15 protein-coding genes are annotated in these 16,943 nt (G+C 31.2%); 9 read left to right on the top strand and 6 right to left on the bottom strand.

All coding sequences use genetic code 11. The features are described 5' to 3' along the window. The first annotated feature begins 38 nt into the window (after positions 1–38). The 7 genes from FUA26_RS02335 (at position 39) to FUA26_RS02365 (ending at position 9,691) form a co-directional block, all read left to right on the top strand. A complete protein-coding gene (locus FUA26_RS02335) occupies positions 39–2,186 on the top strand; it encodes an OstA-like protein (protein ID WP_147131033.1) in 2,148 nt (715 codons plus the stop codon). Beyond that, positions 2,183–3,376, top strand: coding sequence for an aspartate aminotransferase family protein (locus FUA26_RS02340; RefSeq protein ID WP_147131035.1), 1,194 nt, complete (start codon positions 2,183–2,185; stop codon positions 3,374–3,376). Before FUA26_RS02335 ends, FUA26_RS02340 begins: the two co-directional genes overlap by 4 nt. 142 nt (positions 3,377–3,518) lie before the next feature. Continuing rightward, entirely contained in the window at positions 3,519–4,907 is a 1,389-nt protein-coding gene (locus tag FUA26_RS02345) for a tetratricopeptide repeat protein (protein ID WP_147131037.1), read from the top strand. Positions 4,908–4,961: 54 nt separating this feature from the next. Next, on the top strand, positions 4,962–5,882 hold the full coding sequence (locus FUA26_RS02350) for a DUF368 domain-containing protein (protein ID WP_147131039.1): 921 nt from the start codon (positions 4,962–4,964) through the stop codon (positions 5,880–5,882). Next, a complete protein-coding gene (locus tag FUA26_RS02355; RefSeq protein ID WP_147131041.1) occupies positions 5,882–6,901 on the top strand; it encodes a DUF368 domain-containing protein in 1,020 nt (339 codons plus the stop codon). The genes FUA26_RS02350 and FUA26_RS02355 overlap by 1 nt, the downstream gene beginning before the upstream one ends. Then, positions 6,898–7,638, top strand: coding sequence for a shikimate dehydrogenase family protein (locus tag FUA26_RS02360; protein WP_147131043.1), 741 nt, complete (start codon positions 6,898–6,900; stop codon positions 7,636–7,638). Before FUA26_RS02355 ends, FUA26_RS02360 begins: the two co-directional genes overlap by 4 nt. A gap of 97 nt (positions 7,639–7,735) precedes the next feature. Then, positions 7,736–9,691, top strand: coding sequence for a DUF349 domain-containing protein (locus FUA26_RS02365; protein ID WP_147131045.1), 1,956 nt, complete (start codon positions 7,736–7,738; stop codon positions 9,689–9,691). Positions 9,692–9,824: 133 nt separating this feature from the next. Here the strand turns inward: FUA26_RS02365 and proB are convergent, their stop codons facing one another. From proB to mazG, 5 genes are all read right to left on the bottom strand, one after another. Beyond that, positions 9,825–10,604 carry a glutamate 5-kinase gene (gene proB / locus FUA26_RS02370; protein ID WP_147131047.1) on the bottom strand — a complete coding sequence of 260 codons (780 nt, stop codon included), beginning with the start codon at positions 10,602–10,604 and terminating at the stop codon, positions 9,825–9,827. Position 10,605: 1 nt separating this feature from the next. Beyond that, a complete protein-coding gene (gene proC / locus FUA26_RS02375) occupies positions 10,606–11,412 on the bottom strand; it encodes a pyrroline-5-carboxylate reductase (RefSeq protein ID WP_147131049.1) in 807 nt (268 codons plus the stop codon). 32 nt (positions 11,413–11,444) lie between these two features. Then, positions 11,445–11,636 carry a hypothetical protein gene (locus FUA26_RS02380; RefSeq protein WP_147131051.1) on the bottom strand — a complete coding sequence of 64 codons (192 nt, stop codon included), beginning with the start codon at positions 11,634–11,636 and terminating at the stop codon, positions 11,445–11,447. Between the two features lie 17 nt (positions 11,637–11,653). Beyond that, positions 11,654–12,091: a GNAT family N-acetyltransferase gene (locus FUA26_RS02385; protein WP_147131053.1), complete on the bottom strand. Its 438-nt coding sequence runs from the start codon at positions 12,089–12,091 to the stop codon at positions 11,654–11,656. Between the two features lie 334 nt (positions 12,092–12,425). Then, positions 12,426–13,199, bottom strand: a complete 774-nt coding sequence (mazG, locus tag FUA26_RS02390; protein ID WP_147131055.1) for a nucleoside triphosphate pyrophosphohydrolase — start codon at positions 13,197–13,199, stop codon at positions 12,426–12,428. 195 nt (positions 13,200–13,394) lie between these two features. Here mazG and FUA26_RS02395 point away from each other — a divergent pair, with 195 nt between their 5' ends. Continuing rightward, complete coding sequence (locus tag FUA26_RS02395; RefSeq protein ID WP_147131057.1) at positions 13,395–14,069, top strand: hypothetical protein; 675 nt, start codon at positions 13,395–13,397, stop codon at positions 14,067–14,069. 114 nt (positions 14,070–14,183) lie between these two features. Next, positions 14,184–14,507: a YtxH domain-containing protein gene (locus tag FUA26_RS02400; RefSeq protein ID WP_147131059.1), complete on the top strand. Its 324-nt coding sequence runs from the start codon at positions 14,184–14,186 to the stop codon at positions 14,505–14,507. A 101-nt stretch (positions 14,508–14,608) separates the two neighbouring features. Here FUA26_RS02400 and FUA26_RS02405 read toward each other — a convergent pair whose 3' ends face one another. Continuing rightward, the gene (locus FUA26_RS02405) at positions 14,609–16,876 is read right to left on the bottom strand and encodes an aconitate hydratase (RefSeq protein ID WP_147131060.1); all 2,268 of its coding nucleotides are present in this window, start codon (positions 16,874–16,876) and stop codon (positions 14,609–14,611) included. Positions 16,877–16,943: the final 67 nt, after the last annotated feature.

Below are 16,943 nucleotides of genomic sequence, written 5' to 3' on the forward strand. Positions count from 1 at the left end.
TAATAATAATCGTTATTTTTGCTGTAAATACTTTTATTTTGAACAAACAACTTCTTATATATTTTTTAATATTTTTTAGTGGTGCTTTTACTATTAATGCACAAAGTAAAAAGAAAATTGAAATAAAATACGCCGGCAGATTAAATGTTGATGAAGTTAAATACCCTGGCGCTAGAATACTTACCCGAGACGACTCGCAACAAGTACACATTGGCCATGAAAGTATAGAACTTTGGTGCGATAGAGCCATTCACTACGGTAATGAAAACTTCATTGAAGCTTATGGCAATGTTAGAATGAAACAAGCCGATACGGTAAACATGACATCTAAATATATTGAATACAGTGGTATTACCCAATTAGCTTTGGCTCGTGGTGAAGTTGTTTTAAAAGACCCTAAAACAACTATTTCATCTGATACTATTTATTTTGATAGATTAAAACAAGAAGCCTTTTACCGAAGCAACGGTATGGTTGTAAAAGATTCAACTGTTACAATTACCAGTAAAATTGGCAGGCATTATATGCAAGAAAATAAATTTAAGTTTGTTGAAAATGTTGTTTTGGTAAATGATAGTTCAACCATAAACTCTAATTATTTCGATTATTATTCTGACACTGGTCATGCTTATCTTTTTGGGCCATCAACAATAACAACTCCCGAAAGCAAAACCTACTGTGAAAAAGGATTTTATGACACTGAAAATCAAGTAGGTTATGCCTTAAAAAACGCACGAATTAATTATGACAATCGTATCATAGAAGGTGATAGTTTATACCTTGATAATGCTAAAAACTTTGCATCAGCATCAAACAACATTAAAGTAACAGATACTTTAAACCACAGTATTATTAAAGGGCATTATGCCGAAGTTTTTAAAGGAAAAGAAAAAGATTCTGTTTTTATAACAAAAAAAGCTTTAGCTATTACTGTTCAAGAAAACGACTCTATTTACATGCATGCCGATAAAATTATGGTTACCGGCAAACCAGAAAACAGAATTGTTAGAGCTTATTATAATGCAAAAATTTATAAATCTGATTTAAGTGGTAAAGCAGATTCCATTCATTCTAACCAAAAAACTGGTATTACTAAACTTATAAACTTAAGTAAATTTGGAACTTCCGATAGGTTTTCAGCAAAAAGAAAGCCCATTATGTGGAATGTAGAAAACCAAATGACTGGTGATACTATTCACTTAATTTCTAACCCAAAATCAGAAAAATTAGATTCTCTTTTAGTGTTTGAAAATGCCTTTATTATTAGTAAAGACACTATTAGTGAAAACGGATACAACCAAATTTATGGTTTACGTTTAAAAGGTTTGTTTAATGAACAAAACCAGTTAAGGCAAGTAGATATTACTAAAAATGCCGAATCTATATTTTATGCCAGAGATGACAAACAAGAACTAATTGGTATTGATAAAGCAAAAGCTGGTAGTATAAATATTCTTTTTGATCAAGGTGCTATAGAAGAATACACAAGATATAACCAAGTTGATGGTACGCTTACACCTGAATCTCAATTTAAAGAACGAGATAAAAAGCTACGAGGTTTTGATTGGCGCGAAACAGAACGACCAACAAGTGTTGAAGATTTGTTTAAAGACGACCCGCCACTAGAGTTGCCAAAAATAAAAGGATTAGCAGATTATGTACCGCCTAAAGACTTTTTTGATGAAGCGTTAATTGAACGTATTAATCAAGCGGGAAGTCATGCTTTTAATGATATTCATTTAATTAATGAACACTCAATAAATAACTTATTAAAATCACCTAACAACTTTAAAAAAAATGTTTGGAAAAAAACAAGAGTTATTGTAATAAACGCCAACGAAAAAGCTCCTAATGGTGATAAAATTACCCAAACCATTAAAGCAAAAGATAGTTCTAAAGACTATAAATATTTATCGCAAACTATACTAAACACTAAAGGATCTTTTAATTTTTCTGTTTGGCTGAAAGGAACAGGAAACTTACAATTAAAATTCCAAGAAAATGGTGGTGATTACACTAACTATAAACAAGAAAATATTACACTTACAAAATTTTGGAAAAAACATAGTATAAATACTATAAAAGAAAATGATAACCATAAATTAAGAATAGTTATAATTGGTATAGATCAAGATGACGATTTTTATATTTGGAATCCTACTTTAACTGAAATTTCAAAAAATTGAAAACTAACTTCCTAAAACACCAAGCGCAAACCTCACCGCACCCTTTAGCCATGGAAGTTTCACATGCAAAAGGCTCGTACATTTACAATACCCAAAATAAAGAGTTCCTAGATTTTGTTGCAGGTGTTTCAGCTACACCTCTAGGGCATAACCACCCAAAAGTTATTAACGCTATTAAACAGCAATTAAACAAGTACTTACACGTAATGGTTTATGGTGAATATATACAAGCACCAACTGTACAATTAACAAAACTATTAGCTGATAACCTACCTAACTCCTTAAATAAAACCTACTTAACAAATTCTGGTACCGAAGCTATTGAAGGTGCTTTAAAACTAGCCAAACGTGCAACAGGCAGAAGCCAAATTATTGCAGCAAACAATGCCTACCACGGCAACACCATGGGTTCAATGAGTGTTATGGGTTATGAAGAACGTAAACAAGCATTTAGGCCATTATTACCCGATGTTTCATTTATAAATTTTAATTCTGAAAAAGATTTAGAACAAATTACTACTAAAACGGCCTGTGTAATTTTAGAAACCGTTCAAGGAGGTGCAGGTTTTATTGAACCTGAAAATAATTATTTAGCAAAGGTTAGAAAAAAATGTGATGCTGTTGGAGCTTTACTAATTTTAGACGAAATACAACCCGGAATTGGTAGAACAGGAAAACTATTTGGTTTTGAGCATTACAACTGTATTCCAGATATTTTAGTTACAGGAAAAGCACTTGGAGGCGGCATGCCTATAGGCGCATTTACAGCCTCAAACAAACTCATGGACTTACTAATGGACAACCCTAAACTTGGCCATATAACAACCTTTGGCGGCCACCCTGTAATTGCAGCATCGGCATTAGCAACCCTTAAAGAAATAACCGAAACTAACTTAATAGCCCAAACACTAGAGAAAGAAAAACTTTTTAGAAAATTATTAGTTCACCCATTAATTAAAGAAATTAGAGGTAAAGGTTTAATGTTAGCTTTAATTACAGACTCTGCAGAAATTACCAATCAACTTATTCTTAAATCTCAAGATGAGGGTTTAATATTATTTTGGCTTCTTTTTGAACCTAAAGCTGTAAGAATTACTCCGCCTTTAACCATTTCAGAAGAAGAAATAAAAAAAGGTTGTAATATTATAATTACTATTTTGAATAATATAAACAACCAAAATAAAATTTAAACTACTGAATATCAATAAACAAAACTATTATTAAACAATAAACACGCCTGTTCATTACTTTGTTAAAAACATTTAAAGCATTTTTTAAATTTAAACCAATAGAAGTTTAAATTTATTAGTGTAGAAACTTACAAATGTGCTTATGGAGTTTAGTCAGGAAGACAACAACAATTTGCCGCTTACCAAATTTGAATCAATGCTTAAAACCAATCACGTGTTTTTCTTTGATTCTGAAGAATTTGAAAACATTATTCATCACTACCTAAACCAAGGTAAAATAGCCTTAGCTAAAAAAGCCATAAAATTAGGGTTAGATCAACATCCTACCGCCATAAATTTAAAACTTTTTAAGGTTGAAGTTTACGTTTTTGAAGATAAGCTTTTAGAGGCTGATACGTTGTTAAATGAATTGTATAGTTTAGATCCTATGAATGAAGAAATTTACATTCAAAAGGCTAATATTTTTTCAAAAAAAGATAATCATGTCAAAGCTATTGAGGTACTAAAAAAAGCTTTAGAACTTACTGATGATGCTGTTGATCTTTATTCACTAATTGGAATGGAATATTTGTTTCTCGATGAATATGAAGAAGCAAAAACCTATTTTATGAAATGTTTAGAAGAAGACCTTGAAGATTATTCTGCTCTTTACAACATTATTTATTGTTTTGAGTTTTTAAATCAAAATGAAGACGCTATTTCCTATTTAAATATATTTTTAGATAAAAATCCGTATTCTGAAGTAGCATGGCATCAATTAGGCAAACAATACATGGCACTAAAAAAATATAAAAAAGCACTTGCAGCCTTTGATTTTGCCATTATATCTGACGATAGTTTTGTAGGTGCCTACCTTGAAAGAGGTAAAGTTTTAGAACGTTTAAAACGCTACGAAGAGGCTATTGAAAACTATACAATTACCTTAAAGCTAGAAGACCCAACATCTTTTGCTCTTTTACGCATAGGTTCTTGTTATGAAAAACTAAAAAACCATGAACTTGCTGTACAATACTACTACAAAACGGTACACGAAGACCCACTGTTAGATAAAGGTTGGATAGCTATTACAAAATTTTACAACAAACAAAAAAACTATCAAAAAGCATTATACTATATAAATAAAGCAATTAATATAGACTCTGAAAATGTAGCCTATTGGAAATTATATTCGCAAATAAATCAAAGGTTAAATTTTATTGAAGAAGCTGAACGTGGCTTTAAAAAAACCTTAGATTTAGGTAATTATGAATTAAGTACTTGGCTATCTAGAGGCGATTTACTCATTCAATTAGGCGAACCCGAAGCCGCTATTTATAATTTTGAACAAGCTATGGAATTCTATCCTGAAAATGCAGAGTTAGAATATAGGCTTGCTGGCTTATATTTCAAACTAAATGAAAACGATAAAGGTAAATTTCATTTAAAAAACGGACTTAAATTTAATCAAGAATTTTCATTTATAATTGATGAACTATTTCCTGATGTTTCAAACAGAATTGTTGTTAAAAACATAATAAAACAAACCTTATAACCAAAACCTTTAACTAAAATGTATACCTTTGGTTTTATGTAAAAAACCAAACAAATGCAAAGACGTTTTTCAGACTATCTTATAATTTCTTTAAAAGGCATTGCCATGGGAGCTGCCGATGCTGTTCCGGGAGTTTCGGGCGGTACAATTGCTTTTATATCGGGTATTTATGAAGAATTAATAGCTACCATTAGCAATATAAAACCTCCTTTATTTAAAACTCTTTTTAAACAAGGCATTAAACCATTTTGGCAACAAGCCAATGGTAATTTTGTGTTAGCGCTTATGTGCGGTATTATTGTAAGTTTTGTATCTTTTATGAAATTGGCTAAATACCTTTTAGAAAATCACCCAATACTTATTTGGTCGTTCTTTTTCGGTTTAATAATTGCTAGTATTTATTTTGTTGGTAAGCAAATTACAAAATGGAATGCAAGTACTATTATAGCTTTAATTATTGGAGCTGTTGCGGCTTTTTATATTTCATCATTACCTTCAATGGAAAGTTCAACCAGTGATTATTTTTTATTTTTTGCTGGCTCAATTGCTATTTGTGCCATGATTTTACCTGGTATTTCAGGCTCATTTATTTTAATTATTTTAGGCGCCTATAAAACATTAAGTAACGCTATTCATGATTTTGATGTTAAAAAGTTAATCATATTTTCAGTAGGTGCATTGGTTGGTTTATTAAGTTTTAGTCATGTTTTAAAATGGCTTTTTAAAAATTATCATAATGCTACCTTAGCGGTTTTAACGGGTTTTATATTTGGTTCATTAAACAAAGTATGGCCTTGGAAAAATACACTTACTTGGTATACAAACTCTAAAGGCGAAAAAACGGCCCTATTACAAGAAAGTATTTCACCTTTTTCATATTCTGGCAATAACCAATTAATATTTGCCATTATTTTAATGATAATTGGATTTTTAACCATTTTTATACTAGAAAAGTTAGGTTCAAAAAAACAATAATGCAAAGCACCAGAACATTTACAGATAAAGTTTTTTTAGTGTTAAAAGGACTTGCCATGGGAGCAGCTAACAAGGTTCCTGGGGTTTCTGGGGGTGTTGTGGCTTTTGTTGCTGGTTTTTATGAAGAATTTATTTATTCGCTTCAAAAAGTAAATGGTAAAGCTTTCAAACTATTGTTTAACGGACGCTTTAAAAGCTTCTATAAATATATTAACGGACGCTTTTTAGGGCTGCTTTTCTTCGGAATGATTGTAAGCTACTTCAGTATTTCAAAAATTTTAGATTACCTTATTATTAATTACGAACTGTACGTTTGGAGTGTATTCTTCGGAATGATTATAGGCTCTATTTATTACATAAGTAAAGATTTTGAAGGCTGGTGTACTAAAGCATACATATCATTAGTTATTGGTATTTCAATTGGTATTAGTATTAGCTTTTTAGATCCGGCCAAAGAAAACGATAACTTATTATTTGTCTTTTTTTGCGGTATAATTAGTGTATCTGGCATGACATTGCCTGGGTTTTCAGGTTCATTTATTCTTATTTTACTAGGCAATTACGTGCTGTTGTTGGTAGATTCCGTTAACGCTTTATATGATACACTGTTTAACATACTTTCTGCCGATTTTTCATTTATAAACAATCCGCAACGCATAAAAATGCTTAAAGTTTTAGCGGTTTTCACATTAGGCTCTGTAGTAGGTTTAGTAACGTTTTCACATGTGCTAAACTATGTACTAAAACACTACCGCAACACAACACTTTCGCTTTTAATGGGGTTTATAATTGGCTCTTTGGGTGTTGTTTGGCCTTGGAAAAAAACCAATTATAAAACCAATTTAAACGGTAATTTTATATTAGATTCTAACGGCGAAAAAATTATTGAAAACTATAAACGATTCATTCCTAACATAAACCAAGAAACCCTTATAGCTATTGCTTTTATTGCATTTGGCGTTATTATTGTTTTAGGATTAGAATGGTACGGACAAAAAACTAGAAACGTAAAAGCATGAACAAATTAGGACTTTTAGGAAAAAACATTTCATATTCATTTTCAAGAACATACTTTAAAGAAAAGTTTAAAAAGGAACAAATTACCAATACAACTTATGAAAATTTTGATATTGAATCTATAGATTTATTTCCTTCAATAATAAAAAATACGCAAAATTTAAAAGGTATGAATGTTACCATACCATACAAACAAGCAGTAATGCCTTTTCTAGACGAAATAAATGAAAAAGCTGCAAAAATAGGCGCTGTAAACACCATAAAAATCACTAAATCCGGCAAGCTAGTTGGCTATAATACTGACTGTTATGGTTTTAAAAAATCAATAAAACAACACTTAAAACCACAACACAACAAAGCACTTATTTTAGGTACCGGTGGTGCTAGTAAAGCCATTGCTTACACTTTAAATGAGTTGAATATTAACTTTAATTATGTTTCAAGAAACATACGCAATGGCATAACTTTTAGTTATGATACACTTACCAAAAAGGATATAGAAAACCACTTAATTATTGTAAACTGTACGCCTTTAGGTACATTTCCAAATATTGAAGATTGCCCAAATATTCCATACAGCGCAATAACAAAAAACCATGTGCTTTTTGATTTAATTTACAACCCCGAAGAAACCAAGTTTTTAAACCACGGCAAACAAAAAGGAGCTACCATTATAAACGGTTTAAAAATGCTTGAACAACAAGCTGAAAAAGCTTGGGATATTTGGAAACTAGATTAGTAAAAACTTTAAATTCATAATGTTTCATTGTAAATCTATTTATTAGTATATTTAGTGTTTAAAAGAATTGTTTTTTTTGAACCTTAACATTTTCAAAATGTCTGATACTAATAATCTGCAAAACACTGAAGGCACAAACAAGAGCCTTAACAAACAATCATTAGAAAATAAAGAACCTGTTGATGGTACTTTAGAAACCAACAACGTTATTTCTAATGACGCTTCAAATAATACCGAAACATTAGAAAATACTGATGATGATGTATTAAATGAAATTGAAGAATCAAATGCAGAAGATGCTGAAGATGAAGGCAATAAAGACAGGCATAAAATTGCAGTAAAAGAGTATGACTCTATGTCTTTAGAAGCTCTAGCAATTGAACTTGAAAACCTATTAAAAAATGAAAAAGTTCAGGCTATAAAATCGCATGTTGATACAATTAACGGCGTTTTTAAAACTAAATTTCAAGCATTAATAGACGACAAAAAAGAAGAATTTATTAATGATGGTGGTAATGAAATAGATTTTTATTACACATCACCTGTTCAAAAAAGATTTAAACAAGCCTACCGAGAATATCGAAAAAAACTCAATGACCACTACCAAAACATTGAAAAAAACCTAAAAAATAATTTAGCTAAAAAGTTAGAAATTATTGAGGAACTAAAAGGTTTAATAAATGTTGATGAAAACATAAACACCACCTATAAACACTTTAAAGAGTTACAAGAACGCTGGCGAAACACTGGTCCAATTCCAAGAGATAAATATAATAATGCTTGGAACAGCTACCACCACCACGTAGAAATGTTTTATGATTTTCTGCACTTAAATAGAGATTTACGTGATTTAGATTTTAAACACAACCTTGAAAAAAAACTTAAAATAATTGAACGTGCAGAAGAGTTAGCTAAAGAAGATGATGCTATGTATGCCTTTAGAGAGCTTCAAGAACTTCATAAAATGTGGAAAGAAGAACTTGGGCCTGTTGATAAAGAACATAGAGAAACCATTTGGGAGCGCTTTAAAGCTGCTACAAAAGTTATAAATGACAAAAGGCAAGTTTATTTTAAAGAAATTGATAAAGTTTACGAAAAAAACTTAGAGCACAAACTTGAAATAATAGCTAATATTGATGCTATTACCAATCAAGATAATGCTAATACACACAACGCTTGGCAAAAGAAAATTAAAGAAATTGAAAGCCTAAGAAACGATTTTTTTAACGCAGGAAAAGTACCTATAAAAGTAAACGAAGACACTTGGGCCAAGTTTAAAGAATCTGTTAGAACTTTTAATAGAAAAAAGAACGCCTTTTATAAAGATTTAAAAAAGGAACAATACACCAATCTTCAAAAAAAGCTAGAACTTATTAAAATTGCAGAAGACAATAAGGATAGCGAAGATTATGAAGCTACAACTCCTTTAATGAAAAAAATACAAGCCGATTGGAAAAAAATTGGCCATGTACCAAGACGCGACAGTGATAAAATTTGGAAACAGTTTAAAAACGCCTGTAACTACTATTTTGATAAATTACACGCCAGCAGAAATGCCCAAAACAAAGAAACTTTAGAAGCTTTTAATAAGAAAAACGATTTATTAAACACCTTAAAAGATTTAAAATTAAAAGGCACTAAAGAAGAAAACATAACCTTTTTAAAAGATCAAATTACCCAATGGAAATCTATAGGGAAAGTACCTAATGACAAACGATACATTGAAGGGAAATTTCAAAAAACCATTGATGAATTATTCGCTTCATTAGAAATTGAAAAAAGTGAAGTTGAAATGATTAAGTTTGAAAACAGACTTGATAATATTGATACTACTGATGATACTAAAGATTTAGATAACGAACGTATTTTTATTAGAAAGAAAATAGATGAAGTTAAAGGTAAAATTAATCAGTTAGAAAATAATCTTCAATTTTTCACTAATGTTGATGATGATAATCCGTTAGTAAAAGAAGTTAAAAACAATATTAAATCACACAAAGATGCTTTAAAACTTTGGAAAAGTAAACTTCAAAAAATTAGAGACCTTTATTAGAATTATTGTTAAATAACTTTTGTTTCCTAACAAATAATTATAAAATAAAAGGCTTCATAAAACACTTATATCATATTAACTATGCCTATGTATGTTTTATAAAGCCTTTTATTTTTTATGTTTTTTTATAGAACTAAAGTGATACCTTAGTTCCTATTGCTTTTCCGTCAATAATATCAATAATGGTATTATCTTTTTTGCCGTTTGCAATAAAAGTAGGTATGTTTTTTGCTGCAGCTTGTTGTGCATAATCTAGCTTTGAGCCCATACCACCTCTGCCCTCGCCTTCAACTTTACCGCTGTCTTTAATGTATTTGCAAAGGTCTTCTTCTGGGCTAACATCTTTTACCAAACTACTATCATCTTCTTCTGGGTGGCCTGTATAAAGTCCATCAATATCAGTTAAAATAATCAGCTTATCTGCATTTAATAATTGTGCAATTAAACTTGCAAGTTCATCATTGTCAGAAAACATAGACATGGTTACAGATACAGCATCATCTTCATTAGCAATAGGTATTACGCCTTCAGATAGTAAACCTTCACAACAATTAATCATATTTTGCCTGTGAATTCCAGGGCTAAAATCGCGCTTTGTAGGTAAAACTTGGGCACATTTCATACCATAATCATGAAAAATATTATAGTAAAGGCGCATCATTCTTGGTTGCCCAATGGCCGAATATACTTGCCTGCGCTGTGTATTATCTTCAATTTTAGATTTACCAAGTACCTCTTTACCTGCAATTACTGACCCTGAAGACACTAAAATAGTCATAATATCACGTTCATAAAGTTCGGCAATTTGAGATACTAACCGCTTTAAAACGGGTCTTACAATTCTGTTGTCTTTGTTGGTCATTACATTAGTACCAACTTTTATAACAATTCTTTCTTTAATATTTCTAGCCATTTTAATATTCTTTACCTAACTCTACTGCACGGTTAAATGCAGAAAAAGCGGCTTCTTTTATTAATGTGTTTACGTTATTATCTTCCATAGAATCTAAAGCTGCTCTGGTTGTTCCTCCTTTTGATGCAACACGCTCCATCCATGAATTAGGCGATAAATTTGATTGGTTAAACAATTCTACAGCACCTGTAAATGTTTGGCTTACTAAGGTTACCGAGTCGTTTTTTGAAAAGCCCATTTGTAATGCTGCTTCCATCATACTTTGCATAAAATAAAATACGTATGCTGGCCCACTACCTGAAATGCCTGTTGAGGCATCAATGAGTTGTTCTGTAGATACTTCAATAGATTTTCCTGTGGTATCTAGAAGGCTTTCTATAGTTAATTTTTCAATTCTTGATACCTCAGCCGAAGTAACGTATGATGTTAAACCTTTACCTATTTTAGCTGGTAAGTTTGGCATTGCCCTAACTACTTTACTTAAACCTGTTAGGTTTTTCATAGTTTCAATAGTAACACCGGCCATTATAGAAATTACAATTTGCTGTGGTTTTACTAATGGTTGTATGGCTTTAAATACGCTTTCGGCATGGTATGGCTTAACTGCCATAAAAATAATGTCTGCTTTAGGTACACAATCTTCTAATTCATTAAAAGCATCAAACTGTGTCATTTGATCTAGTTCTTTTAATTTTTCTTCAGATTTATCTAAAACCATAATGTTTTTTTTCTTTAACAATTTAGATTTAGACATACCTTCGGCATACGTTAGCCCCATGTTACCGGCACCTATTACTAGAATTTTCATTTGTTTATTTAGTTATTTATTAATTTGATTTTTTAAACAAATAAAACGCAATCTCTACAGTCTTTTACTTTTCCGTAGTACGTTTTACGGTATTTATGTAGTGTTTTAAAAGGCATACCTAAAATGTGCTTTTTAATGTATGTAACTTGTGTTATTAGTACACCCATACTTTTTGCATATCTTTTTTCTACTACTGTTCTTCGTTTAATTTTTATAATTCTCATGTTGTTTTTTTTATTTTTTATCGTGTTAAGCGCATTTCAATGTTTCGTGGTTTAAACCCGTGTTTTTCAAACAGTTCTATTACGTTGCTATCTTTGTGAATGTGTATAGATATATCGCCTTTACAGTACAACAAAATGTGTTTTACTAGCATATCTCCAATACCTTGCCTACGGTACTCTTCTTTTACAGCCAAATACACTAGTATGTTTTCGGCTAAATATTCATGCATGCCAGTTTTATTTACTACCGCAGCTGCTATAATGGCGTTATTATGTTCTACCAAAAAAACAAAACCACCTAAACCTGATATTTCTTTAGTAGCATACAAAATAGACTTTCGTATAGCCGTTTTAGTTTCTCTAAACCGGGTATAGCTATCTGATATAAAGTTGGTTACTTTATTAATTTCTATAATTGATAACCGTGAAAAGGCATCAAAAGTTTTAATAATCATGCAATAATATTAAGTAGTTTATGGTTGTAAAACACACCAAAACCAAAGTGTACAAATAACAAATAGGCATGCAGCATTAGTTAACTATGGTGTATAGCCAACTAACATTACTTTAAGCATTTGCTTAGAATAAATTGAAGTTTATTTTAAAGCGAAGGAGGAATGAATTTATCTGATTGATTTCTAAAAACTAGAAAATTGAAGTTAAAAACTCTGGCGTTGCGCTTATTATGAATTTTGTTCATGGTGCAAATTTACTAAAAGAGGCCACTAATAGCAAATTACTTATGTTAAGATGGTTTTAAATTTTAAGAAGAACATTCTCACAAAAAAACTAAAGCTTTTTAGCTTCTTCCCAAAATATATCCATTTCAGAAAGCGTCATATCTTTTAAATTTTTATTTAAACTTTTTGCTTTTTCTTCTAAATACTGAAATCTTTTTGTAAATTTTTTATTGGTACGCTCTAAAGCATTTTCAGGGTTAATATTTAAAAATCTAGCATAATTTACCATAGAAAAAAGCACATCGCCAAATTCACTTTCCATAGCATCTTGGTTTTGTGTTTGTATTTCATGCTTAAACTCTTGCAATTCTTCTTGTACTTTTTCCCAAACTTGTTCTGGTTCTTCCCAATCAAACCCTACTCCTGCTACTTTTTCTTGAATTCTGTTTGCTTTTACCAAAGCTGGTAAACTTTTAGGCACACCTTGCAATACACTTTTTTTACCTTCTTTTAGTTTTAAGTTTTCCCAGTTACGCTTAACATCGTCTTCGTTTTCTACAGTAACATCTCCATAAATGTGTGGATGACGGTGTATTAATTTGTCGCAAATTTCATTGCAAACATCGGCAATATCGAAATCGTTTGTTTCACTACCTATTTTTGCATAAAATACAATGTGTAATAATACGTCACCAAGTTCTTTTTTAACTTCTTCCAAATCGTTATCTAAAATAGCATCTCCCAACTCATAGGTCTCTTCAATGGTTAAATGTCTTAACGTTTCCATGGTTTGCTTTTTATCCCAAGGGCATTGCGCTCGTAATTCATCCATAATTGTTAATAAACGATCAAAAGCTTTAAGCTGTTTTTTTCTAGAGTTCATTTTTTGGTGTTTTTGTAAAAGTAAAACTTTTGAATGTATTGACGTGTTATTTATACCACAGTACAAGTAATTTATTAAAACATTAATTTTTAAAGCATTACATCGAAAAAAAATATACAATCAACTTTTTTAATATTCTTTTTATTAAATTGAAAGAAAAAATTTCTCTCGTTTTTTTTATAAATTTTTATAATTATGAGCAGAACTTTTATTTTCTTTTTTCTAATTACAATCAATACTTTTGCCCAAGTTGGAATAGGCACAACAAGCCCTGAAGCTACTTTAGATGTTAATGGTAACTTAAAAGTTAGAACTACTACCCTTGAAACCAATATGGAAGTTATAAAAGACTCTATAATGGTTATTTCTAGAGACGGAATAGTTAATAGAGTTGAAGCTAATGACATTGTTAATGCAGCTATTCCCTCAATGGTAAGAGCTTCATTTAGTTCAGCTACTGATGTTACTCATTTAATTACTCTAAGCCTTGGTTTTGGTTACACTTTAGTTGAGTTTGATAATGAAATTATTGATTCTAATGATGAATTTGATCCTGCTACTTATACATTTACAGCCAAACAAAATGGTATTTATCATGCAAGTGCTCAAATAAGAATAAATTCAACCATTAGTGCTGATACAGATTTTGGCATTGGTATTTATAAAAATAATGTTTTAGTTGCAGAACAGAGTTTTACTAGTGTAACTGTTGCTATGGTTAATGTAACTTCTCCTTTTAGAACAGTATCTACAACTATAGATTTAACTGTGGGCGATACTATTACATTTAAGCTAGCAGCATCATTAGCCTCGGTTAATATATTAGGAAAAAATTCTGATAGCTATTGTTCTATCTACCAACTTAGATAGTATTACTATTTTGTTTTAATTTAAGCTTAACTTTTTGGCATTGAATTTGTTTGTAACAAACTAGAAACTTTTACTACTAACTAGTAAAAGCAAATTAAACTTAAAAGAAAAAACATGATTATTAATAAAGGAACCCTAATTGTAGGAGCTTTAATTGGTGCTGGTATTGGTATTTTATTGGCTCCTGAAAAAGGAAAAATAACCAGAGATAAACTTACCAAAGAAGGTAAAGATGTAAAAGACCAAATTACTAAAGATTTTAATGAAGTAAAAGACGATATTAGTAAAGCAGCACAATCTGGTAAAACTAAATTGAAGGAGGATTTAAAAGATTTTACCTCAAAAGCGAGTTATAAAACCGAAAAGGCCATTACATTTTTAGAAAAACAATTGGCTATTTTAAAAGCTAAAAATAAAAATTTGCAACAAACAAGTTAAAACTAAATAGAGCTAAAAAAAATTAATTTCTGTAAAAAGAATACAAAAATCCAACTCTTATGAGTTGGATTTTTTTATTTATATAAACCTAGTTGTAAAAACTAAGCATTTTGCTTTTTAATTAAATTTAAGGCTGAACCTTCTTTATACCATGCTATTTGCGCATCGTTATATGTGTGATTTAATTTAATAGTGTCTTTACTACCATTGGCATGTACAACTTCAACTGTTAATTGCTTGTCTGGAGCAAACTCATTTAAATCTAAAAAGTTAAAGGTATCATCTTCTTCAATTAAATCATAATCGTTTTCATTGGCAAATGTTAAGCCTAACATACCTTGTTTTTTTAGGTTTGTTTCATGAATACGCGCAAACGATTTTACTATAACAGCAGCAACACCTAAATGACGTGGCTGCATTGCAGCATGCTCTCTAGAAGACCCTTCACCGTAGTTATGATCACCTACAACTACTGTTTTAATACCTTTAGCTTTATATGCACGTTGTACATCGGGCACACCACCATAATCTCCTGTTAATTGGTTTTTAACAAAGTTTGTTTTTTGGTTAAAGGCATTTACAGCGCCAATTAATGTGTTATTAGCTATATTATCTAAATGCCCTCTAAAACGTAACCACGGGCCTGCCATACTTATGTGGTCTGTGGTACATTTACCAAACGCCTTAATTAATAATTTAGCTCCCGTTAAGGTATCTCCAATAGGTTCAAAAGGCGTTAAAAGTTGTAAACGTTCAGAATCATCTTTAACAACAACATTAACACCACTACCATCTGCTAAAGGCTCTAAATAACCATTTTCTTTTACTTCAAAACCTTTAGGTGGTAATTCCCAACCTGTAGGCTCATCTAACATAACTTCTTCGCCGTTTTCATTAATTAATTTATCTGTTAACGGATTAAAATCTAAACGACCTGCAATAGCAATAGCTGCTGTTAATTCAGGTGATGCTACAAAAGCATGTGTATTAGGGTTACCATCGGCACGTTTAGCAAAGTTTCTGTTAAATGAATGAACTATACTGTTTTTTGGTGCGTTTTTTGGATCAGAATATCTAGCCCATTGCCCAATACATGGTCCACAGGCATTTGTAAAAATAGTAGCATCTAGTTTTTCAAATACTTGTAAAATTCCATCACGATCGGCAGTGTAACGTACTTGCTCAGACCCTGGATTAATACCAAATTCTGCTTTTGTTTTTAAGTTTTTATCTAAAGCTTGTTGTGCAATTGAAGCCGCTCGTGATAAATCTTCATAAGATGAATTAGTACAAGACCCAATTAAGCCCCATTCTACCTTTAATGGCCACTCATTAGCAACTGCTTTTTCTGTCATTGCAGCTCCTACTTCAGTTGATAAATCTGGAGTAAACGGACCATTTAATAAAGGGCCTAACTCAGATAAATTTATTTCGATAACCTGATCAAAATACTGTTCAGGGTTTGCATACACCTCAGGGTCGGCTGTTAAATATTCTTTTACAGTATTGGCAGCATCAGCAACATCACTTCTATCAGTAGCGCGTAAATAACGCTCCATAGATTCGTCGTAACCAAAAGTTGATGTGGTAGCACCAATTTCGGCACCCATATTACAAATAGTACCTTTACCTGTACATGACATGGCTGTGGCTCCAGGACCAAAATATTCAACAATAGCACCAGTTCCACCTTTTACGGTAAGTATTTCTGCTACTTTTAAAATAACATCTTTTGGCGCTGTCCACCCAGATAATTTACCTGTTAACTTAACACCAATTAACTTAGGAAATTTAAGCTCCCAAGCCATACCTGCCATTACATCAACCGCATCGGCTCCTCCAACTCCAATAGCAACCATTCCTAATCCACCTGCGTTAACTGTATGTGAATCTGTACCAATCATCATTCCGCCTGGAAACGCATAATTTTCTAGAACTACTTGGTGAATAATACCTGCTCCTGGTTTCCAAAAACCAATACCGTATTTATTTGAAACCGACTCTAAAAAATCAAACACTTCACTACTAACACTATTGGCGTGTTTTAAATCTTTTTCAGCACCTTCTTTTGCTTGAATTAAGTGATCACAATGTACCGTGGTTGGCACTGCTACTTTGGGCTTTCCTGCTTGCATAAACTGCAATAAGGCCATTTGTGCAGTTGCATCTTGACAAGCAATTCTATCTGGGGCAAAATCTACATAATCTTTACCTCTAACAAACGCTTTGGTAGGCGTTCCATCCCATAAATGATTGTATAATATTTTTTCAGATAATGTTAATGGTTTACCCACAACTTCGCGTGCTTTATCTACACGTTCAGCCATAGTAGCATAAACTCCTTTAATCATGTCAATATCAAATGCCATAAATTTTTCTTTTTTTCTTATTTATATCAAACTAAAATATTAAAAAAAAGTGATATAAGTATCTATT

This window comes from Seonamhaeicola algicola, from assembly GCF_007997385.1.
GTDB classification, from domain to species: Bacteria; Bacteroidota; Bacteroidia; order Flavobacteriales; family Flavobacteriaceae; genus Seonamhaeicola; species Seonamhaeicola algicola.

Excerpts from the sequence above, each read along its gene's own strand:
- FUA26_RS02355 (WP_147131041.1), top strand. The coding sequence starts at position 5,882 with ATGCAAAGCACCAGAACATTTACAGATAAAGTTTTTTTAGTGTTAAAA.
- proB (WP_147131047.1), bottom strand. The coding sequence starts at position 10,604 with ATGGCTAGAAATATTAAAGAAAGAATTGTTATAAAAGTTGGTACTAAT.
- FUA26_RS02385 (WP_147131053.1), bottom strand. The coding sequence starts at position 12,091 with ATGATTATTAAAACTTTTGATGCCTTTTCACGGTTATCAATTATAGAA.
- FUA26_RS02365 (WP_147131045.1), top strand. The coding sequence starts at position 7,736 with ATGTCTGATACTAATAATCTGCAAAACACTGAAGGCACAAACAAGAGC.
- FUA26_RS02400 (WP_147131059.1), top strand. The coding sequence starts at position 14,184 with ATGATTATTAATAAAGGAACCCTAATTGTAGGAGCTTTAATTGGTGCT.
- mazG (WP_147131055.1), bottom strand. The coding sequence starts at position 13,199 with ATGAACTCTAGAAAAAAACAGCTTAAAGCTTTTGATCGTTTATTAACA.
- FUA26_RS02345 (WP_147131037.1), top strand. The coding sequence starts at position 3,519 with ATGGAGTTTAGTCAGGAAGACAACAACAATTTGCCGCTTACCAAATTT.
- FUA26_RS02360 (WP_147131043.1), top strand. The coding sequence starts at position 6,898 with ATGAACAAATTAGGACTTTTAGGAAAAAACATTTCATATTCATTTTCA.
- FUA26_RS02405 (WP_147131060.1), bottom strand. The coding sequence starts at position 16,876 with ATGGCATTTGATATTGACATGATTAAAGGAGTTTATGCTACTATGGCT.
- FUA26_RS02350 (WP_147131039.1), top strand. The coding sequence starts at position 4,962 with ATGCAAAGACGTTTTTCAGACTATCTTATAATTTCTTTAAAAGGCATT.
- FUA26_RS02395 (WP_147131057.1), top strand. The coding sequence starts at position 13,395 with ATGAGCAGAACTTTTATTTTCTTTTTTCTAATTACAATCAATACTTTT.
- FUA26_RS02380 (WP_147131051.1), bottom strand. The coding sequence starts at position 11,636 with ATGAGAATTATAAAAATTAAACGAAGAACAGTAGTAGAAAAAAGATAT.
- proC (WP_147131049.1), bottom strand. The coding sequence starts at position 11,412 with ATGAAAATTCTAGTAATAGGTGCCGGTAACATGGGGCTAACGTATGCC.